The organism is Neobacillus niacini (genome assembly GCF_048572935.1).
Classification (GTDB): Bacteria; Bacillota; Bacilli; order Bacillales; family Cytobacillaceae; genus Neobacillus; species Neobacillus niacini.
In genome coordinates, this window is the sequence record NZ_CP183883.1 from 4,253,374 (window position 1) to 4,274,003 (window position 20,630).

Annotated in this window: 25 protein-coding genes; 5 read left to right on the top strand and 20 right to left on the bottom strand. The window is 37.1% G+C overall.

Annotation, left to right across the window (positions count from 1 at the left end):
• From ACN6MT_RS21025 to ACN6MT_RS21070, 10 genes are all read right to left on the bottom strand, one after another.
• The gene (locus ACN6MT_RS21025; RefSeq protein WP_419887887.1) at positions 1–831 is read right to left on the bottom strand and encodes a GNAT family N-acetyltransferase; all 831 of its coding nucleotides are present in this window, start codon (positions 829–831) and stop codon (positions 1–3) included.
• Between the two features lie 28 nt (positions 832–859).
• Positions 860–1,474, bottom strand: coding sequence for a nucleotidyltransferase domain-containing protein (locus ACN6MT_RS21030; protein ID WP_419887888.1), 615 nt, complete (start codon positions 1,472–1,474; stop codon positions 860–862).
• A 144-nt stretch (positions 1,475–1,618) separates the two neighbouring features.
• Positions 1,619–2,035 carry a FosM family fosfomycin resistance protein gene (fosM, locus tag ACN6MT_RS21035; RefSeq protein WP_419887889.1) on the bottom strand — a complete coding sequence of 139 codons (417 nt, stop codon included), beginning with the start codon at positions 2,033–2,035 and terminating at the stop codon, positions 1,619–1,621.
• A gap of 65 nt (positions 2,036–2,100) precedes the next feature.
• A complete protein-coding gene (locus tag ACN6MT_RS21040) occupies positions 2,101–3,138 on the bottom strand; it encodes a DUF3231 family protein (protein WP_419887890.1) in 1,038 nt (345 codons plus the stop codon).
• Positions 3,139–3,166: 28 nt separating this feature from the next.
• On the bottom strand, positions 3,167–4,204 hold the full coding sequence (locus ACN6MT_RS21045; protein ID WP_419887891.1) for a DUF3231 family protein: 1,038 nt from the start codon (positions 4,202–4,204) through the stop codon (positions 3,167–3,169).
• A 68-nt stretch (positions 4,205–4,272) separates the two neighbouring features.
• Positions 4,273–4,788 (bottom strand): CBO0543 family protein, encoded by a 516-nt coding sequence (locus tag ACN6MT_RS21050; protein WP_419887892.1) that lies wholly within the window; start codon positions 4,786–4,788, stop codon positions 4,273–4,275.
• A 215-nt stretch (positions 4,789–5,003) separates the two neighbouring features.
• Positions 5,004–6,104, bottom strand: a complete 1,101-nt coding sequence (locus ACN6MT_RS21055; RefSeq protein ID WP_419887893.1) for a hypothetical protein — start codon at positions 6,102–6,104, stop codon at positions 5,004–5,006.
• 39 nt (positions 6,105–6,143) lie between these two features.
• Complete coding sequence (locus ACN6MT_RS21060; protein WP_419887894.1) at positions 6,144–6,575, bottom strand: NUDIX hydrolase; 432 nt, start codon at positions 6,573–6,575, stop codon at positions 6,144–6,146.
• A 54-nt stretch (positions 6,576–6,629) separates the two neighbouring features.
• Positions 6,630–6,848 (bottom strand): hypothetical protein, encoded by a 219-nt coding sequence (locus ACN6MT_RS21065; RefSeq protein ID WP_419887895.1) that lies wholly within the window; start codon positions 6,846–6,848, stop codon positions 6,630–6,632.
• Between the two features lie 51 nt (positions 6,849–6,899).
• A complete protein-coding gene (locus ACN6MT_RS21070) occupies positions 6,900–7,082 on the bottom strand; it encodes a hypothetical protein (RefSeq protein ID WP_419887896.1) in 183 nt (60 codons plus the stop codon).
• Between the two features lie 155 nt (positions 7,083–7,237).
• Between ACN6MT_RS21070 and ACN6MT_RS21075 the strand changes: the two genes are divergently transcribed.
• Positions 7,238–7,621: a hypothetical protein gene (locus ACN6MT_RS21075; RefSeq protein WP_063252453.1), complete on the top strand. Its 384-nt coding sequence runs from the start codon at positions 7,238–7,240 to the stop codon at positions 7,619–7,621.
• A gap of 95 nt (positions 7,622–7,716) precedes the next feature.
• Here the strand turns inward: ACN6MT_RS21075 and ACN6MT_RS21080 are convergent, their stop codons facing one another.
• The 3 genes from ACN6MT_RS21080 to ACN6MT_RS21090 form a co-directional block, all read right to left on the bottom strand.
• A complete protein-coding gene (locus ACN6MT_RS21080) occupies positions 7,717–8,184 on the bottom strand; it encodes a CoxG family protein (protein WP_419887897.1) in 468 nt (155 codons plus the stop codon).
• A 111-nt stretch (positions 8,185–8,295) separates the two neighbouring features.
• On the bottom strand, positions 8,296–8,664 hold the full coding sequence (locus ACN6MT_RS21085) for a VOC family protein (protein WP_419887898.1): 369 nt from the start codon (positions 8,662–8,664) through the stop codon (positions 8,296–8,298).
• A 126-nt stretch (positions 8,665–8,790) separates the two neighbouring features.
• Positions 8,791–10,899, bottom strand: coding sequence for a transglycosylase domain-containing protein (locus tag ACN6MT_RS21090; RefSeq protein ID WP_419956499.1), 2,109 nt, complete (start codon positions 10,897–10,899; stop codon positions 8,791–8,793).
• A 230-nt stretch (positions 10,900–11,129) separates the two neighbouring features.
• Here ACN6MT_RS21090 and ACN6MT_RS21095 point away from each other — a divergent pair, with 230 nt between their 5' ends.
• A complete protein-coding gene (locus ACN6MT_RS21095) occupies positions 11,130–12,140 on the top strand; it encodes a DUF3231 family protein (RefSeq protein ID WP_419887899.1) in 1,011 nt (336 codons plus the stop codon).
• A gap of 64 nt (positions 12,141–12,204) precedes the next feature.
• On the opposite strand, the gene ACN6MT_RS21100 is transcribed toward ACN6MT_RS21095, so the two are convergent.
• A complete protein-coding gene (locus ACN6MT_RS21100) occupies positions 12,205–12,405 on the bottom strand; it encodes a Fur-regulated basic protein FbpA (protein ID WP_419887900.1) in 201 nt (66 codons plus the stop codon).
• A 214-nt stretch (positions 12,406–12,619) separates the two neighbouring features.
• On the opposite strand from ACN6MT_RS21100, the gene ACN6MT_RS21105 reads away from it, so the two are divergent.
• Positions 12,620–13,705: an AbrB family transcriptional regulator gene (locus ACN6MT_RS21105; protein WP_419887901.1), complete on the top strand. Its 1,086-nt coding sequence runs from the start codon at positions 12,620–12,622 to the stop codon at positions 13,703–13,705.
• 283 nt (positions 13,706–13,988) lie between these two features.
• On the opposite strand, the gene queE is transcribed toward ACN6MT_RS21105, so the two are convergent.
• Genes queE through queC form a run of 3 tightly spaced genes read right to left on the bottom strand, consistent with a single transcriptional unit; the run spans position 13,989 to position 15,853 of the window.
• Complete coding sequence (queE, locus tag ACN6MT_RS21110; protein ID WP_419887902.1) at positions 13,989–14,717, bottom strand: 7-carboxy-7-deazaguanine synthase QueE; 729 nt, start codon at positions 14,715–14,717, stop codon at positions 13,989–13,991.
• Positions 14,714–15,193, bottom strand: coding sequence for a 6-carboxytetrahydropterin synthase QueD (queD, locus tag ACN6MT_RS21115; protein ID WP_419887903.1), 480 nt, complete (start codon positions 15,191–15,193; stop codon positions 14,714–14,716). Before queD ends, queE begins: the two co-directional genes overlap by 4 nt.
• A 3-nt stretch (positions 15,194–15,196) precedes the next feature.
• Positions 15,197–15,853 (bottom strand): 7-cyano-7-deazaguanine synthase QueC, encoded by a 657-nt coding sequence (gene queC / locus ACN6MT_RS21120; RefSeq protein WP_419887904.1) that lies wholly within the window; start codon positions 15,851–15,853, stop codon positions 15,197–15,199.
• Between the two features lie 395 nt (positions 15,854–16,248).
• Here queC and queF point away from each other — a divergent pair, with 395 nt between their 5' ends.
• On the top strand, positions 16,249–16,749 hold the full coding sequence (queF, locus tag ACN6MT_RS21125) for a preQ(1) synthase (RefSeq protein WP_179600278.1): 501 nt from the start codon (positions 16,249–16,251) through the stop codon (positions 16,747–16,749).
• A 134-nt stretch (positions 16,750–16,883) separates the two neighbouring features.
• Positions 16,884–17,417, top strand: coding sequence for a J domain-containing protein (locus ACN6MT_RS21130; protein ID WP_419887905.1), 534 nt, complete (start codon positions 16,884–16,886; stop codon positions 17,415–17,417).
• 30 nt (positions 17,418–17,447) lie between these two features.
• Here the strand turns inward: ACN6MT_RS21130 and ACN6MT_RS21135 are convergent, their stop codons facing one another.
• The 3 genes from ACN6MT_RS21135 to ACN6MT_RS21145 all read right to left on the bottom strand — a co-directional run bounded on the left by ACN6MT_RS21135 (position 17,448) and on the right by ACN6MT_RS21145 (position 20,613).
• Positions 17,448–18,752: an MFS transporter gene (locus tag ACN6MT_RS21135; protein WP_419887906.1), complete on the bottom strand. Its 1,305-nt coding sequence runs from the start codon at positions 18,750–18,752 to the stop codon at positions 17,448–17,450.
• 85 nt (positions 18,753–18,837) lie between these two features.
• A complete protein-coding gene (locus tag ACN6MT_RS21140; protein ID WP_419887907.1) occupies positions 18,838–19,629 on the bottom strand; it encodes a 2-keto-4-pentenoate hydratase in 792 nt (263 codons plus the stop codon).
• A gap of 96 nt (positions 19,630–19,725) precedes the next feature.
• A complete protein-coding gene (locus ACN6MT_RS21145) occupies positions 19,726–20,613 on the bottom strand; it encodes an alpha/beta fold hydrolase (RefSeq protein WP_419887908.1) in 888 nt (295 codons plus the stop codon).
• Between the last annotated feature and the right edge of the window lie 17 nt (positions 20,614–20,630).

The window sequence follows — 20,630 nt, forward strand, 5'->3', positions numbered from 1 at the left end:
TTATTCGGTCACTTTATAGTAATCCTGTGAATGATAGCTTCTAAATCCACATGATTCGTAAAGCCCCAAGGCATGGGCATTTTTAGCCTCCACCTCTAAAAATATCTCGAATCCATTTTCGTCCTGCATTTTTACGACTTTCGATAGGGCTTTTCTGCCGATTCCCTTCCCTTGCAGTTCAGGAAACACAGAAAATCCATATATCCAAGACTCACCATTCATTTCGGACAGTCGCATTTTCCCAGCAATTCTGCCTTCCGCCTCAATCATTAGTCTTTTGTCAGTATCAAGGTCTTTGGTTTCAAGTTTATACTGTCGTGCTTCCTTTTCATTTAACCCAAAGCACTGAACATCAAGCTGTATTTCCGCCTCAATATCTTCTTCTGAAATAGAAGGTCTTATCTTAACGGTAGAATCATCAAGTAAATCCAATGATTTTTCCCATTTCATTTGATACTCTACCATTGCTAACGTGCATGGTACGTTCTTTAAAAATTCCTTTGCTGATTGAGATTCAGTTGGAGCATTTAATAAAATTGTCCTAGCCTCACGTTTCTTTGCTTCTTCAACTGCTTCTTTAAGAAGCTTTGAAAAAATTCCTCTTCTGCGGTAATCCGGGTGTACCATTCCGCAAATTTCTACCTTATTACCGAAATAATAGCTCCCAAGGAATCCAACAAGCATCCCATCTTCATTATGGAAAAAGTCTTCCTTACGCTTTTCTGACCTGCTTTCTAGCATATCAAAATTAAGCTTTAACTGAAGCTTTCCTTCTTTTTCACAAAGTTCCTGAAGCGTCTTTATATTTTTCAATTCGTCTTTTGTTAGCATATTTCTACTCCTTTACATTCTAGCTTCATTAAATTCCCTTTTGTAAATAGGCAACCCAAGGATGTCCTTGTGGGAATTGTTGCAGTAAAGAGCTTGAGAGCCATTCTTTTTCTTGTGATGTTAGGATCGGAAGCGTGGTTTGAAGATCATCAAAATCCTTACCACGAATCTTTGATGAACCTCCCTTATACAGAAGCTGGATTTCCGGCCTTAAATAAGGAATTCCGTCATATGTTCTAACGATTAATTCGTTCACAGGCTTTTTGATAGACTTTTCTCTTCGATAAATCCAATTCTTGTCTTCAGTATCTACTAACATGATTTGAAAAGCCCAAGATGAGTTATGACTTTTACTAACCCAAACATCGGTTGTGTGTGCTAAGTATTCTCCCTCATTCCAGGGCAAAAGTACTCCACCTTCTGCTTTAAATACTTTCCATTCCCTGCTTAAAAGCTGGAAGGCAGCTTGATGCTGGTCTCGAAGTATGATTACATCGATATCACTATGTTCCCTGCTCTTTTTACCTAAATGTATATCTAATGCCCAGCCCCCTGCCAAACACCAGGTAATAGGAATTTCAGAAAAAAGGCTTACGATGTTAGAAACATTTAATGGCTTCCAATTCTTGAAATCTGTTCGCATTCCTAACCACCCTAGTTAACTGCGATTTCTATTAATCTTTAATCAAACCATTCTGGTTTGCTGAGGATTAATTCCATTTATCATTATAATTGTTTTATTCTAAATAATGAAACAAAAAAGTAAGTCTGGACAAAGAAAGTCTTATTAATAAAATTCCATATGCTTTTTCTCTTGTTTATAATAATTTAATCTGTCCTGCAATGTACCTGTATGGAATTCAAATTTATGGCCATCTGGATCAGTAAAGTAAATGGATTTTTTATCTTTACTATCTCTTAATCGGCCAGTTAAAATGTTGACTCCTAATGTCTCTAATTTTTCATACATGGTTTCAAAATCTTCATCCTCAATGGTAAAAGCAATATGGGTATAGGAATGATGTATTTCATTACGTGGAATATCTTTTTCAACATTTAACGCGAGCCACATTCCCTTTAAATTAAAATAGGCTGTGCTTCTCCCCTTAACTAACAACTTTGCCTCAAACACATTTTGATAAAACTCTATTGATTTTTCTAAGTCACTTACAGAAAATAAAAAATGATTAATACCTTTTATCATCTCTTTCCCCCTTAATTACCCCATATAAAAAAGGATAGATTTGGAATCTACCCTCCTTAACTAATTTACTTTTCCTGTTTATTATTTTCAATACCCTCTTTTTTCCCTCTTATTAATGCTCTCCGGTCACTTGCTTTCGGAGGTTCTTCCATCCAGCCATTTTCAATCATGAGATTAGCACCGTCTTCCGCAAATCTAACGAGTTCTGTGGTCATGGCCATATATTTTTCTGCAATATCTGCTCTGGATGTTACACTTAAAGCGGCACCATAAAAGGCAATGGCAATCTGGGACGATAGTTGGACTTGATACATCATCCACTTATCTGAAAAAGGTGAAGTTGTCGAGTCGGTAATATGGGATTGCCATGATACAGGACAATTGAGCATTTCCTCACGAAATATTTTATCAAATGCAGCAATATGTTTAGTGGAAATTTCCATGCCCCTTTGAATGTATTGGCGAACCTTCTTTGAAGCAGCCACTTGACTAAAACCAACTTTTAATGCTATATGCATATGCATTTTATTCATATTAAAGGTAATATCCCCTATTTCAATTCCCGTTAAAGGTCGACGTTCCCCAAACCAGCCCGTTAAAAAACTTTGATGTTTAATAAAGTCAATATTTTCTGGCGGGGTCAGGACAGGCGGTCGTGAGAATAACCCTTTAGTGAGCAGAGCGTCGATGATTTTTTCAAATAACGCCATCGTTTCCGTATTACAGGTAATAAAATATTGACGCAGATCAGCACGAATAGAAGTACTCACAGAAAGAGCATAACCCGTTAGCCCTTGAAGCGTCATTATGTACATATAGTATAAATAGAAAGGATCTTGGAAAAGTCGTGGTGCATGGATATTTACATCCTCCTCGGTAAAGCCCTTTGGAAGCGGATAATTTTCTTCCTTAAAAAACTCCTTCACTTTTTCAACATGTCTTTCTGATAGCTCAAGGGATGTTTTGTATATCTCAATAATATCTTCGTCTTCTAAGTGTTCAAGAGCGTATCGTATAAAACAAATCGACATGGTTTCAAATATAAATTGCGTCCATAAACCTGAAATCTCTGGAGCCGTCAAAGCTATTCGGTTTGGTTCCATCTAATTCATCCTTTACTTTTAAAAAGTCTTATTTAGATGCCAATTCATCACGGTCAATGGCCCTTGGAGGCTGTTCCATCCATCCATGTTCAATCAAAATATTTGCTCCGTCCTCGACAAATAAAGAAACCTCAGAAAGTGCCTTCATATACATCAAACCAATATCTCTTCTACCATTTACGGCCATGGAATTGGCAAATGAACGAATTTTAATCGCAAACATATCTACTTTATGGAATAGCATGATTCGATCTGAAAAAGGTGAAAAAGTAGACTCCGTAACTAAATGGTCAATTTGGGATGGGAACGGTAAATTTTCCTTATGGAGTTTATCCTGAAAATGCTGAACTTCTCGGTCCGTAATCGCTTTTCCTCTTATAAAGAATTGTCTCACTTTTTCCTTTTTTGCTACTTGGCCAAAACCAATTAACAAGGCTTTACTCGTGATATTGTTTTCAATATTATCATATAGATGGGTAATTTCGAGTGCATGTAATTGTCGTACATCGCCGAAAAATCCATTCAAATAGGTATCCTTCTTAATAAAGTCAACTCTTCGGGGGACTGGAATGGCTGCAGGTTTCATGATATAGCCTTTTTCGATCAATACATTGTTGAGTTGACCCAACAGAATCGTGGTTGTTTCATTACAGTGGATGAAAAATTCTCGTACGTCCTCTCTCATTACCAACGGAATGGCAATCGCGTATAAACTTAATCCCGCTTTGGCAGCATATTTCAAATAATGCACATAAAATTGGTCTTCGAATAAACGAGGGGCACCGAGATTTACGTCATCTTGAGTAAATCCTACAGGTATTGGAAAGTTTTCTCTTTTAAAAAACTTCTCAATCGTCGTCATAAAGTCAACAGTGAGAGCAAGACCATTTTCTAACAGTGTTTTAATATCCTCGTCTTCCACATTCTTTAGAAAATACAACAAGATCTTGTGAGACATACTATTCCCTACATAGGTAGCCCAAAGCTTACCCATTTCGACAGCAGTAAATGGGTTTTCGGGTGCTAATTTATCTGTACTAATGTTAATTGGTTTCATTAAGTCCATGTTTAATCCCCTTAACCTAATTTTTCCTTTAGTTTTTTCTACATTCCGTAATATATTCTCAATTTCTGTTAATATATTGGTACTTTAAAATACATAACAAAGAATAAAATGATTGGTATGGAGAGGATTAATGCTACTATTGGGTATTTATAGTGTAAAAGAAGCATAAAAAAAACAAGTAAGTTGAAAATAACGGACCAAGCCATTGTCCAGCCGTGATGATGCTCGATTAAGTCAAGATAATGCAAATTTATGTATTCTACTAGTGAGAATAAAGTCACCCAAAATAGTAACCACAATGCCTTTTTCATTGTTGTTTCTGGTAAATTTCCTAGATAAATCAACACAGATGCAGGATATGCGACAAACATAATTAATAATGAAACGGTTAAATGATTAGGCAAGAGATGTTGACCAAACATCGTCTCCTTGTACTCCCACATTAGATAGTTTTTACAAAGGAAATTATAAAGCAAATCACCAAACCAAAAGAATAATATGGTGGAATGGTATTGACTCCAATTCCTCCAATCTCCCCACTTCAATCCGGCAATGAGAAACAAGCTATTGAACAATATGTGCACCTCATCAACTCCGTTTTTCTAAATAATAATTTTAGACTAGTTGTTCTACGAATGAAGGAATCAATTTAGTCAATGTTAAAACAGCGAAATTATGTTAATATAATTTATTATTAACTGGAAATTATTTGGATATTCCACATTTATATATATATCACATCCTAAAGACCCAACAAAGAAAGCGCTTCTGTTTGTATCAGAAACGCTACATCAAACGATTAAACCTTAATAAACTCTGTGTTAATTTTTGTCCAACGCTCGATTAATTGCCCGTCTTTTATGATGATCTTATTAGGTCCTTCATGCCTAAGGATGGTAGGTACGTCTTCTATGTAGAACTCATTTGGACTTCTCGGTATGAGTGCCTTTTTCTTTCCACTTGGATCTATAAAATTTCCTTCTTGGATTTCGATTTTTAGATTAAGCAATGTATTAACATATTTACCTTTGGGATATATAGCTTTTTGTTTGTTTACTTTTTCTATCTCTAAAAATGAGAGTATCTCCGAAATATACTTTCCCCAATCTTTATTTGAGACTTCAACTCCCAGCTTTTTGAATGGAGTTAGTTCAAATAATTGTTTTGACCACTTATCGTAGTCTCTTAAAAATTCCCTGTAGCCTTCAGCACCTGATGGTCGGTTTTGGTAATAAGGTTGATGAGAATCTCTTTCCCAAATACGTTCTAAAAACTCAATACCCCTTGATTCTTCAATATTTATGATTGCATTTTCAACATTTTCTCGGTAGATATAAATTAGTGCAGGATTTAATTCTGCAATGATTGAAAACAGCTGAGTAACAAAATGCTCTAAATCTTCAAATGGAGTATTTCTTTCTAAAAATGTATAAATTTGAAATTGAAAAATACTACTGTCTAATATGACAACGTAATCCTTTTCCGTTTTTACACCTTTTACAAAGTGTCTCCACTTTTCAATCGCAATAGGTATATATTTTTGTAAAGAATAGTTCCAGACGTCATATTCTTTTATGGCATTTATGGCTTCTTTATTCCCTACTGTTTGATGGTTCCATTCAAGTTCTAGCAGGTCAATGCTAATGCTATCTTTCATAACAATACTTATGCTATCAAGAATTCCCTTAATATTAGGGAATTTTCCACAAAACTCCTCATACTCATAAAGTGTTAGATTTGCTTCATGGAAAAACAGGGTTGGATGAGGACGGGCCACTTCATGAAACCATCTGACCTTCTTCCCTAATTGGTCTAGATGGGACATAATAATTCGTGAGTTAGTTGACTTTCCTGATCCTGGTAATCCCTCTAGTAAAATAAGCTGTGTATTCATGTTCATCTATATTTACCTCAAATAAAATTTGTATTTCCAAGGATTTTAAAAAACAGATAGCAGCAATAATTCCGCTTTACGAATGCTATCCTTTAAATAACTAGGTGCTTGCGGATGGTTTAAAATTTCCTCTGTGGACAGCCACCATACATTTTCTATCTCATCTTGACTTTTAGGAAATGCCTCCCCTGTGGAATATTCACAAAGAAAAACAATATTTATAACATGATCTCCCTTCTCAGTTACAAATGATGTATTATGAACATAGTGGAGCTTGTTTTTCACTGTTATACCAACTTCTTCAGCTATTTCCCTCTTTATACTTCTTTCCAATAAATCTAATGAGTTCCCTTCTTGATCGACTGTCCCACCAACAAGAGAAAGCAGCCCTCCTGCATGTTCCTCTTTTTTGCTTCGTTCTATAATCAGCCACCTATCAGTCTTCCTAATTGCACCTTCTACATTAACAATAAACATTTCTGCTCCTTTCAAAAACTAAATGACTTGCTCTGTTCCAAACTTGATCCTTCGTTAACCTTTCTGTCTCTTTTGATACGATTCTCCAATAAAAAAAGTAACAATAATCGCTATAATAAATGGGATGACAGAACCACCCGTTGAGAAGGTTGTTGCCGTTTCTTCATAATATTGAAACATTAACCATTTAATCTCAAACCAATTGCCAACGGAAATTAGCAAAAAACTTATCAGAAAAAAAGATATTAAACCCACGATCACTGTTCTTATCAAAACGAATACAGCCCCTCTTTATATTTATAATTTTACTTATGAATCCTAAATTTATTGCAAACTTAATATGAAATACATAAACGAAAAAATAAGAAAGAAAGTTAAAACAGAACCCAAGACTGTTTGATTATGAGTACTTTTTTCTTCTTTTATATTTTTAATAAAAAAAACCAAATTAACAAACCACAATACGCCAAGAAATGGTGTTATAAACAAAGGTAGAGCTTCTTCCATACCAGCCTGCCTCCCTTTTTGCCATTCTATCAGTTATTCGCTATAAAACTGAATTTTTCCTTTTTCCACCAATTAAAGAATAGACAATGGTATTTAAACTTGATAAGATGTCTAATAACATAATTCATTTTTTATTGAAAAAGGAGCTACACATAATGTTTTTGAATAAGCTTCAACAAGAGGAGAAAGAAGCGTTTCTAGAGTTAGCTTATATAATGGCCACCGTTGATGGGAATTTCTCAATATTTGAAAACCCTGTTATCGCCAAGTATCAGAAGGAAATGGATCTTGAGGATTATAAAATCAAAGGATTAGCGATAGATGATATTCTTAAGGTTTTTAAAGAAGAACGCTCCAAACATATTGTTCTTACAGAAATTCTTCGCCTTGTCTATTCAGACGGAATTGTTCATGAAACAGAACTCAAATCCATTACGTTAATTAAAAAGCACTTTGGTTTCGATGCCAATAAATATGCGAATTTTAAGGATTGGATTGAAGGCATAAAAGAATTAGCTAATTATCCAGAGTATGAATAGGTAAGAACTAAAAAAAGCAACGCTCATGATGTGACCCCAAAAAGTTAGATTTCACTCTAACTTTCGGGGTGAGTACATCAACCTCGTTGCTTTTCTTATTTTCTACCTTTTCTCATAAGATAAAGGTTTTTCTTTATTTCCTTTTCAACACTCTGGAAAAAGTTTTCTATCCCCTTGTTTGCTCCTCCACTAATGATTCGCTCTGCTGCCCCAGAAAGGGTTCCAGTGACATTCACTTCAGCCTGGATATCGAGTAGTGTGCTTCCTGATTGGTCATTCAAGAATAAATGTGCATTTCCGCTGATTTCCCCTAAATTACCTTTTCCCTTTAGAAGCAGATGATAATAAGACGATGGCTGCTCTTTATCCAGCGTAACCTCGAGTGTTAAAACATCTTTTAGTGGTCCTATTTTAATATCGATTTCCGCTTGATATGTTCCATTTGTGTTTTGCAAAAATGTCCTGCAGTTTGGTATGGCCTTCATGAGTACCTTTTCATCCTTGATGTACTTCCAAACCATTTTCCTCGGCAGACTAAAAGTATATTGGTATTCAATTTTCAAAAAATCCCCCCCATTTTGAAGGTCTTAAAGATAAAATACCTACTTAACTAATATTCATTTCACAAATGAATATTCAAAGTTTATTTTTATGGTAAAAGGGGGCATTTATTTCTATTTATTCCATTCCAGTATTTCAATACGGTTGCCAAAGGGGTCTGCTGTATAAAAACGATTGGCCCCCGGAAGGTTATGATCTACAATTACATCTATTCCATTATCCATTAAATGTTTTTTCAACGCTTCAATGTTTTCTACCTCAAAGGCAGGATGTGCTTTTTTCGCTGGTGTAAAAGGTTCATCTACACCAATATGTATTTGCGTGTTACCAGTTCGAAACCAAACACCGCCGCGCTTTTTCAATTCTTCAGGTTTTTCCATTTCCTCAAATCCAAGAATATCTATAAAGAACTGCCTCGCTGAATCTTCACAACCTCTTGGACCAGCTAGCTGAATGTGGTCAATGGCTTTAAAACGATACATAAATCAAAACTCCCTTCTTAATATCCATTAACACATTTCGCCGCATCTTCATAAATTCCTTCTATACCTTTGCAGCATAATGGAAACAAAAAAATAAGGGCAGGTAACACTGACCCGCCCTTTACTTTATTCATCCTCATCTTCGTCATTTTCATCTTCTTTATCTTTGTCTTTCTTTTTTTCTTTATCTTTCTTTTTTTCTTTTTCCTGTTTTCCCTTGTTTTTTTCCTTATTGCTATTTCCTTTATGTTTGTTTCGTTTTTCTTTTTCCTGCTCTTTTCTTACCTTTTCCTCTTTTTCTTTCCTTTTTTTGATTTCAGTTTTGTATTTTTTTTCAATACTTGATAGTTCAAATTTTTCATCAGATAGCTCTGACTTTGCTTTTGAAACTATTTCTTTAAAAATAACGGGTGTGGTTCCACTGCTTGCTGTCGCTAAGTAGTGACTTTCATCGGTTTGATCATAACCGAGCCAAACGGCTCCTACAATGTCAGGCGTATAACCAACAAACCAATGATCCTTTGTTCCCGCATCGTTAGCAAATGGCAGCTGTGTAGATCCTGTTTTTCCAGCAACATCAACACCATCTATGGAAGCATTCTTCCCAGTCCCTTCTTCTACAACACCTTTAAGCATGTACGTGATTTTTTGAACAATTTCTGGTTTTGTCACCGTAGTGGATTTGCTCTTCCATTTAGCAATGACCTTTCCTTCTGCATCCTCAATTTTTTGGATAGAGTGTGCCTCAGTCATGGTTCCATTATTAGCGAAAGTGCTATAGGCTTGTGCCATTATTAATGGTGATGTTCCGTCGTGCATACCACCAAGAGCAATCCCTAGTGAATAGTCTTCTTTTTGTAAAGGAATACCGAATTTCTCCACCGACTTCGTGCCCTTTTCTAAACCAATCTCATTTAATAACCAAACAGGAGGAACATTGTACGAATTCAGGACAGCGTCATACATCGTTACCTGGCCTCGATATTGCTTATCAAAATTCTTAGGCTGGTAGCCTCCAATATTTAGCGGCCTATCTTCTAACAAATCAAAGACGTCATAGCCTTCTTCTAATGCAGGTGTATAGACAGCTAATGGCTTCATGGTCGAACCTGGCTGTCTAATTAATTGCGTGGCCCGGTTATATCCTAAAAAGGTATGCTCACCTCTTCCTCCAACTAGTGCTTGAATGCCTCCATTTTTAGGATCGATGAAAATGGCCCCGCTTTGGAGAAGCTGATCCTCTGGACTCGTTGGGAAAAGGTTATCATTCTGATAAACTTCCTCTGTCGCCTTTTGAAATGTCGGATTTAATTCTGTAAAAATATGAAGTCCACCTGAAAGGATTTCGTTTTTTGTAAGTTGATATTTCGTCATTGCCTCTTCTATAATATGGTCTACATAATAAGGATATTTTCCATCATACTCATCTTCTAGGTTTTCCTCATTTAACACCACTGGCTGCGCTTTAGCTTTTTCAACATCAGATGCATTAATATATCCTTCCTGCTCCATCAAGGATAAAACTAGATTTCGCCGCTCAATTGATTTTTCCATATTCTTAAATGGTGAGAGTATGGAAGGTGCTTTAATTAATCCAGCAAGCATGGCAGACTCACTTAAGGTTAGTTCACTTGCCTCTTTTCCAAAATACGTTTTAGCAGCCCTTTGGATACCCCATGCGCCCTCACCGAAGTAGATCTGATTTAAGTATCTCTCCATAATTTCGTCTTTGGAATATGTGCGTTCTATCTTTTTCGTAATGATTAGTTCCTTAACCTTTCGAGTATACGTCCGTTCGTGAGTCAAGAATGCATTCTTCGCTAACTGCTGTGTTACTGTACTGCCGCCAGCAACAATGTCACCACTGAACATATTTTTGACGAAAGCCTTTATAATCGCGAAATAATTAATTCCATTATGCTTGTAAAAACGTTGATCTTCTGTAGCAACAACAGCATGAACCATTACTTTCGGTATTTGTTTAATTCCGACACCTTCAATACTGGAGTTGGAAACTTTACTGGCTATCTCTCCTTTTTGATCATAAATAATCGTTGGCTGCGGTGCTGGTTTATTTAATTTGCTCACATCACTCGTCCAAATAAAGACATTTACGATGAGGAGTCCGCATAGGGCAGCAATCAACCCAGTTACAATCATTTTCTTCGCTATACCCTTTGAAATCAATTGTCTCCAATCCCATTTAGACGTTATTCTTTGCTGTCTTCTTTCCATTCGTCCCACGTCTATTCCACCTCTTAAACCTAAAATTAACTAATTTCTTTTTTCCTCTAAGTCATCATACTAACATAATGAACGTTTTGGATAGGGTCCATTTACATCCTTCGTTTTCACTACTATTCCTTTTGCCCGTACTTTTCAATTTTTTTTACCCAATTTACATACATATATTTTTTTATAATGGAAATGATGGAAAGAGGTATCCCGTAATTGGAGGTCGGACAATGGAAATAGACAAAAAAGTAATGATTACATCCGCTGAATTTGCTCAGCTTTGGGCTCAATACATGAATGACAGCGGCAGTATTTGTGTTCTTACCTTTTTTTTAGAAAAGGTGGAAGACCCAGAAATCAAACCAGTCATTGAATTTGCCTTAAATTTATCAAAGAAACATATTGAGAAATTAACGACCTTTTTTAATGAGGAGAATTACGCAGTCCCTCATGGATTTAAAGTAGAGGAAGATGTTGATTTATCTGCTCCTAAATTATTTACGGACAGCTATGTTCTTCAGTTTATTCACCAGATGGCAAAGATTGGTCTCACAAATTATTCAGCAAGTGTCTCTTCAGCGGTACGGTCCGACATTACTGATTATTATATGGAATGTGTTTCTGAAACCATGCAATTGTACAAAGTTTCTAAGGATCTGTTATTGGAAAAAGGTTTGTATATAAGGTCTCCTCATTTACCTATGGAGAAGGTGGAATTTGTCAATAAACAAGCGTTTCTTTTCGATGTTATCGGTGAAAAAAGACCATTAATCGTTGCAGAGGCAAGCAATCTCTATGCAAACGTCCAGCGAAATATTTTAGGAGTAGCTACTCTTATTGGATTTAGTCAGGTAGCGCAGGATAAGGAAGTTATTCAATTTATGCTAAGAGGAATTGACATTGGTAAGAAACATATTAGATTATTTGGGAAAAAATTAGAGGAGTGTAATCTTCCCGTTCCAGCTACTTTATCTGCTGAAGTAACAACAAGTACATCGTATACATTTTCCGATAAAATGATTATGTTCTTTACTGCCGGGTTAATTGGCTTAAGTATTGGCTATTACGGGACTGGTGTGTCTCAAAGTCCTCGAATGGATCTGGGGGTTATGTACAACAGATTATCTTTAGAAATTCAATTGTATTCAGAGGATGGCTCTAACATCATGATTAAAAATAAATGGATGGAACAACCTCCTATGGCTGTTGATCGTGGCGAGTTAGGTACCGAAAAAATGTAAATGAGTTTTGAAAAGGCCGGTCATATAACCGGCCTTCCTTGTGTTCATCTAAGTATATACCAGATTATTGTTGTAATTGGTTACTTTGGTCTAACTTTCCCTTAGCCAGACTACTAGTTTCAATATATTTGTATTCTTCCTCTAGGTCACTCAAAGTCCATTCATACAAATGTCGATCTTCTTTTTTAAACACACCCAATTTAAGCAGTTTATCTATAAGAAATTGCCTTCTTTGCTGGACAGCGGTTCGAAGAATATTCTTCATACCTTGTCACCTCCAGATTTTTAGAACTCCTAAGCTCCTATTCGATTCTAAACGCTTGCTGGTTGTGTGTGTGTCGATTTTTAGCATTTTTACCTACTCTTAAAGCAAACTTCATCTTAACTTAATAAAAGAAAATAAATTGTATTTTTATTAATGGTCTACAGTATTAGCCATTTTTGGTATGATAGATAAAAAGATGTTAGCGGGGATGTTTTTGATCAATTATAAAACTAAAAATAATCGTTTTTACATAACCATCGTCATAGCCGCTGCAGGTGGTTTCTTATTTTCATTTTTAGGAATTCCTATTCCATGGCTGCTTGGGCCGATGAGTGCTGTCTTAATTTCTTCTAGAGCAGGGGGATTTGAGGCATTGTGGCCAAAACCGATCAGGGATGCAGGCTTGGTATTATTGGGATATTCGATTGGATTATCACTGACAAAAGAAGCTGTCATTCAAATAGTTGGAAAACTTCCAATTATGCTGATCCTAACCATTATTCTTATTTCCTTTTGTGCTGGGATTGCTTTTTTTGTATCTAAACTATCCGGAATTGATTACCCCACCGTCCTTACTGGCAGTATTCCTGGAGGACTATCACAGATGATTACTTTTTCAGAAGAGGCAAAGGGGATTGATCTTACGGTTGTTACTTTTCTACAAGTAACTCGCGTGATTATCATTATTTTCTCCGTTCCATTTTTAATTAGCAGCCCATTATTTAAACATTCTTCAGTGGGATTAAAGCTAAACATTACTGAACAAACGGGATCGTTTTTTCCCAACTTCCTAATTTTTGCGGTATTATGCCTAGTTTTTGCTTTTATTGGGAAAAAGCTAAATGCGCCTACACCATTTTTATTAGGACCCATTGTTTGCACTGCTCTCTTGACTATTTCCGGTTACCACGGGCCGGAACTGCCAACCTTCCTATTAGATCTATCCCAATTCATGATTGGAAGCTACATTGGTTTAATGTTAAAACCAGAAAAGCTCGAGAATAAAACCAAAATCCTTACACTTGCGATCGTCAGCGGAATCGTAATGGTTGTAGGATCGTTAGGAATGAGCATGCTTCTTGTCCATTTTTACGATATCACTCCTGCCACAAGCTTTTTAAGCTTAACTCCTGGCGGGGCCGATCAAATGGCGATACTGGCACATGAAGTGAAAGCGGATTTATCGATGGTCGCGGGATTCCAATTATTCCGGCTCCTGTTTATCTTTTTTGCTGTGCCCCCATTCCTTAGATGGATTTTTAAGAAGAAATTGTTAAAAAATACAGATAAGCCCGCCTAAGTAAATTTAAAGGAGAAATTCCGCTTATTTAAAAATTATTATTAAAAAAGCTTAAATACACGGAGATATTCCGGTTATTGACTCGAAAAATTTGAAAAAGGCACATTTTTCTTTATATAAGCGGAATACCTCCTCTTATTTCCCCCAAAACGAGCTTGATTTTGCATTTAACCGGAAAATCTCCGTTTAGTCTACTTTTGCTGGTGACTTGATTAAGAACAAGACAGCTAATACAACTGGCAATTCGGCATGTATTATAAAAATAGCACCTGGGCTTTATTATTTATACTCCGCGTTTATTCCCCCAAAGCAGGGCATGTAGTTGAGGCAGTACTTTGACATTGTTTAACTGACTGTCTTCGACTACCCGATTGACGAGCCACTCATATTTATTAAGCAGCTTTTGGATTAGCTGTTGATTATTACCATTCGTAAGATCGTCATTCCCTACCTGCAAATAAAAAGGAATGCCTTCATAACGCTTATGAACCATTCTTGCATATTCGAGATCAACTTCATCGAAAATAACCACTTTTAAACTAACATTATTGTCAAACTGGTTTTCATCTAAATTTATAAAAATAGAGTCTAATATTTCAAAATTTGTTTCCATGTTCGAGCTTGGAGGTTTTGGCGAGATCGTGAGTTCATCAATTTTCAAAAACCAGTCCTGCCATCTGCTTCCCTGCGTTTCAATACCAATATTAATCTGCTTTTCTTTTAACAAATCAATCAGTGAATCTAGATTCTTTAAAAGTGCAGGATTCCCCCCTGAGATGGTAACAAAGGAGAAATTGTCCCCGCCAAGGGACTTTAGCTCTGACCATATTTCTTCCGCAGTCATCTGTCTGATATCATCTTTGGCGCTCCCGTCCCACGTGAAGGCTGAATCACACCAGCTGCAGGAATAATCACAGCCGGCTGTTCGAACAAACATTGTTTTTTGTCCAACCACCATCCCTTCGCCTTGGATTGTCGGGCCAAAAATCTCTAGTACGGGAATTCTCTTCATTCCTCCATCCACTCCCTTCTTGCTTCCGCATAGCTTGTCGGAGTTTCAAAAAGTCGGACAAATTCCACTCTTGATCCATTGAAACGACCCTTGTACTCTTCTTCCTCTAATTCCTCTTTCATTTTTTCATAAATCCAGACTACGATATTTTCAGCGGTTGTATTCATCGGCGGCAGCGTTTCATTTAAATAACGGTGATCAAGGTGGATTTCTATTTCATTTTTCCAAATGTCTTTGATATCACCAAAATCCATCATTAACCCTCGGTGATCCACATAGCCGCTAATCCCAAAGACCACTTTATAGGTGTGGCCATGGAGGTTCTTGCACTTTCCTTCATAGCAGTGTAAGTGATGGGCTGCGTCAAAAGTAAATTCTTTACTCACTAAAACACGCTTATTATGATATTTGAGCTCATTAAGCTGGATATCTTCATCTATTTTTTGTAGTTTATCGACGATTCTAAAGCCATACATGTCTTAAAACCTCCCACTAAGAAAATCATCGAGTCCTCGTTTTCTTAACACACATGCAGGACATTCTCCGCAGCCGTCCGAAATACCTCCATTGTAACAGGTTAGTGTTTTTTCACGGACAAATTCGAATGCATTTAATTCATCTGCTAATGCCCATGTTTCCGCTTTATTTAGCCACATTAACGGGGTATGGATGACAAAGTTATCATCCATCGAAAGATTTAAGGTAACATTTAGTGATTTGATAAAAATATCGCGGCAATCTGGGTAGCCGCTGAAATCTGTTTCACAAACACCGGTGACTAAATGCTTGGCACCAACCTGACGAGCTAACACACCGGCAAAGGTCAGGAACAATAGGTTTCTTCCAGGTACAAACGTTGATGGAAGTTCTCCCTCTTCTCCGTCTTTGACTTCAATATCTGAGCGTGTTAACGCATTGGGTGCGAGCTGATTCAATAAAGACATATCTAATATATGGTGTCTGACACCGAGTTCATCAGCTATATTTTTGGCACATTCAATTTCTAAACGATGCCGTTGATTGTAGTCGAATGTGACTGCTTCCACCTCTTTAAATTGCTGCAATGCCCAAAATAAACAAGTTGTGCTGTCCTGCCCGCCGCTAAATACGACAATGGCTTTTTCATCTTTTAACATGTTAAGGAAACTCCTTCCAAAATAGAAAAAGCAGTACCCCAAGATAGAAGTACTGCTTCATCTTAGTTTTTTTAACGAGGGGTGCTAGAACCTCTATTGTTTTCTGTATGTATAATACCATACTAAAAGTGAAAGTTTAATCTTTTAAATATTGGGATTATTTTTGTCCAAAATTTTTCAATTGACGTTTGGACGAGTGTGCCTTATCATATGGAGAAGATAATACCCGTACTAATACGGGAGAGGTTCATAGCTGATACCCTCTATAAAAAACTATGGATACATGACTCTATGCCATGTCCATACCGGACATGGCTTTTTGTTTTTATCACATTAGTTGTTATAGTATGATTGCTTGGGCACTCTGGAATAAACATTTTATTGGAGGTTTCTTTATGTCAGGCCGCAGCCACGAAGAAGGTTTAAAGGATTTAACACTATTAGGAAATCAAAATACACAATACTCATTTGAATATGCACCTGAGGTGTTGGAGGCAGTCGATAATCTCCACCCAGAGCGTGATTATTTTGTAAAATTTAATTGCCCGGAATTCACTAGTCTTTGCCCGCTTACTCATCAGCCCGATTTTGCAACGATGTATATCTCATACATTCCGGATAAAAAAATAGTAGAGAGTAAATCTCTAAAACTCTATTTATTCAGCTTCAGAAATCATGGTGATTTCCATGAGGACTGCGTGAATATCATTATGAACGATTTAATTAAGCTTTTAGATCCCCGCTATATTGAGGTTTGGGGTAAATTCACGCCACGCGGCGGCATTTCCATTGACCCATGGTGCAACTATGGTAAGCCAGGTACTAAGTTTGAAGAAATGGCCACATTCCGTTTAATGAACCATGACCTTTACCCTGAAAAAGTTGATAATCGCTAATTCTTCCCCCTTGGCTGAGGTGCCAAGGGTTTTTTTGTAATAAAAATAAAATAGTCTTGTAAACTTTTGAAGGTTTTTCATATGTTACATTGAATTAGTAGTTTAGAATACGAAGGAAAGTATGAGATGATTACATGTTAAATGTGAAAGAAGTCACCGAGCAGCTTAGAGCGGAAGGTATTACGGATAGTGAACAGGTTGTCATCCGTTGGATTCTCGATGGAAAAATAAAGGCTAGACGGACCAAGCACCTAAACCTTGAATACACGATCCATCCTGTCGATTTAGCTTCGTTTATTTTAGAAAAGAAAATTGAAGACAAAACAAAGAAATTCGGTGTAGATTTTCATCAATGGGAAAAAACGTTTAAGGAGAATCAAACATTCAAAGAGGAAATTGAACAATTAAAAACCACTATTCGTATTGAACAGGCAAAAAATAGATCTCTAAAGAGAATGCTAAAGGCAGAATATGCTCTATCGGACACTCCCCCCCTAACCTTAGGCTCACTAGTAGGATTAGAATCAGAGGCAGACCCGGAATTAATGAAGAAAGAATATAAGAAAATAGTAAAAGCCCTTCATCCCGACCGAGGCGGAGATGAACGACTTTTTAAAGTGTTTTATGATCATTATTCAAAGATAAAAGGTGACTCAAAAGGCCATTGAATAACGACCATTTTGAGTTTTTTTGTTTATTTATATAGCTTTGGTATTGGTAGGATTTAATTTGGCTGAATCATCTAACTTTATAGGTCGTACGAACGTCCATACTAATCCACCGAACACGAGTAAAACGAATCCACATACCTGAAAGGCCAAATGGAATCCAGCTGCTTGACTAGCCGAATTTTCAATAAGTAGTCCCGTCACATACGGGCCAACAATTCCTCCTAATGAAGTGATGGCCATAAACCATCCTTGGACTTTTCCTTGATGTTTAGTTGAAACCAAATCAACTAAAATAGCTGGTCCCATTACTAGCGTGATACATCCAAACGTTAAACCTAGTGACAACAATGAAATCGCTAAAATATTAGAACTGACCATTGTCCCAAAAACATAGCTGACAGCACCCGCAAACAGAACAGGTCCCAGGATGAATATCCGTCCCTTGACCATACTTTTCGTTTTATGATAAATGCGATCAGATATACTAGAAAAAGTTATCTGCGAAAGGGTAATCATAATCCAAGGCAGTGCTACCACCAAGCTTAACGTTTCCTCACTTAGATTGCGGACATTTTCTAGATAATTGGGCAGCCAGTTTAGACCAATTGTAAACGACCAATATGTGGCAAACCCACAAAGGGCAACTAAAATGAAGTTTTTCGAAACTAAAACCGACGTAAATTTTTGTGTTTCTGTCGAAACGATTGGTAAATGTATCCCGTCTTTTGCTGCAGTAAATTCACCTTCTGTAACCGCTTTCTCTTTAGCGATGAAGATCCAGGCAATAATCCAAACGAAACCTACCACTCCCGTTGCAATAAATGCGGAACGCCAGCCATGGTTCACAATCATATACATCAAAATAGGTGCCGAAATAGCTACACCAAGTGGACCGCCTATTGATACCAATGTTAAGCCAATACCCAGTTTTTCTTTTGGCAGGTATTTAGAGGCAGCAGTCATTGCTAATGAGTATGACGGGCCTTCCCCAGCACCTAAAATAATTCTTGTTACTAACAAATAGGCAAAACTGCTTACAAAGATTGTAGAGAATTGAACAATGGACCAGATTGCAACCATACCAATAATGACTTTTTTAGCCCCAATTTTATCTGCAAGACTGCCGCCTAAGACAGCTGAAATGGAATACAGTAAGAAAAAAACACTGCCAACAACACCCCATTGTTCAGCATTTAATCCTAGTTCCTCCATAATGGAAACCGAAGCAAATCCAATAATAGCTTTATCGGCATTACTGATTACGGTTAATAAAAATAACAGGAAAATAATCACCCATGCTTTTTTTGATACAGAATTTTTCTTTTGCTCCATAAAGGACCTCCTTTAATTTGCCACAGGGACGGTTCTTGTGGCCGAATTAACCATATAAACCCATGAGAACCTTCCCCATGGTTTTTTACTTAAACGTAACTTCTACTTTTCCAATATGTGAGAATTCAGCAGTGAACTGATCCCCTTTTTCGGCTGCAACTGCTGCTGAAAGGGCTCCAGATAGAATGACTTCACCCGCTTTTAACTCTACATTGTACTGTGATAATTTATTTGCCAGCCATGCTACACATTTAGCAGGGTGTCCTAATACATCTGAACCATATCCTGTGTTAATTACTTCTCCGTTTTTTAACAAGTTCATTTTAATCGAAGGAAAGTCGATATCCTTTAAAGAGAATCGTTCCTCCCCGATGACAAATAATCCGCTTGAGGCATTATCAGCTACCGTATCTGTTAAGGTAATTTTCCAGTCAGTAATCCGGCTATCGACAATTTCTAAGGCAGGAGCTATATAATCTGTTGCCTCAAGTACATCCTCAATCGTAACAAATGGCCCACTTAAGTCCTTGCAGAGAACAAAGGCAATTTCTCCTTCTACCTTTGGCTGAAAAAGACGATTCAGGCTAATAGTCCCCTTATTACTAACTGCCATTGAATCCAATAAATGTCCGTAATCTGGCTGATCCACTCCCAGCAGTTTCTGCATGGCAGCAGATGTTAACCCTATCTTTTTACCGACAATTCGCTGACCGTCCTGAACTTTTTGTTCAATTGCTCCTAATTGAACCTGGTAGGCATCCTCAACGGTCAAATCCGGGTACAACTCAGTAAGCGGGGATATTGACTGCATAGTTGCTTCTGCATGTTTTAAAAGCTCTCTGAGATGTTGAACACGATGTATGATCTGATTACTCATATAAAAAACCTCTTTCTCTTAAAAATAAAGCACTATTCATCGATTCAGGATGTACAAACTATGAATCTTCCAAATAGTGCTTTCAAAGGTGAGCTATTATTTTGTTACTAGCGCTGATTCTTTTTTAGCGGATCCAGTCCCATGCTTCAATAAGAAATCGATTAAAACTGTGTTAAATTCTTCTGGTTTTTCCCATTGCGGCCAGTGGCCTGCATCTTTAATGACCACTAATTCACTATTTGGGATCATGTCTTGAATTGGTTTTGCTTCCTCAACGGTTGAAGTAGGATCATGGTCCGTCCACGCTAACAATGTAGGAACATTAATTTTTTCGCACCAAGATGGATCCCAGCTGTAAAGTTTTCGAATTTCAAGGTCCTGAAGACAGACGATATGATGAACGGCTTCTTGATAGGAAGGCTGTGTATAGATGTTATAGCGGGCTTCGATTAACTCATCTGTTACTTGGCTCTTATCATACATTAACCACTCTAACCGCGTTTTTACATTTTCATAATTCGCTTCTAGAACGGCTTTTAACGTAGAATCCTTCAGTTTTTTCATAACTTCAGGCTTGTTATTAACGTTCCCTGGTGTATTCAGCACCATCGCTTTCACATATTCTGGATGCTCTGCAGCAAACCATGCTGCCACCCAGCCGCCTAAGGACTCACCAGACAGATACACGTTAGATAAATTTAAAGCTTTGATAACCCCTAATAAATGTTCACTATAATAATCGATTCCGTACTGTCGATCTGGTTTTGCTGTATAGCCATGACCCACCATATCGATAGTAATGACGCGAAAATGCTCACTTAATCCTTTGATATTTTTGGCATAGGCTTCGATATGACCGCCAGTGCCATGGAGCAAAATCAATGGTTCTCCTGTTCCAGCTTCCAGGACTCTCGTTTTAATTCCATTTGCGTCTAAATAATAAAGTTTAAATTCAAGATCAGCTAAGTCTGTCCATATTGTCATCTCAATCTCTCCCTTTC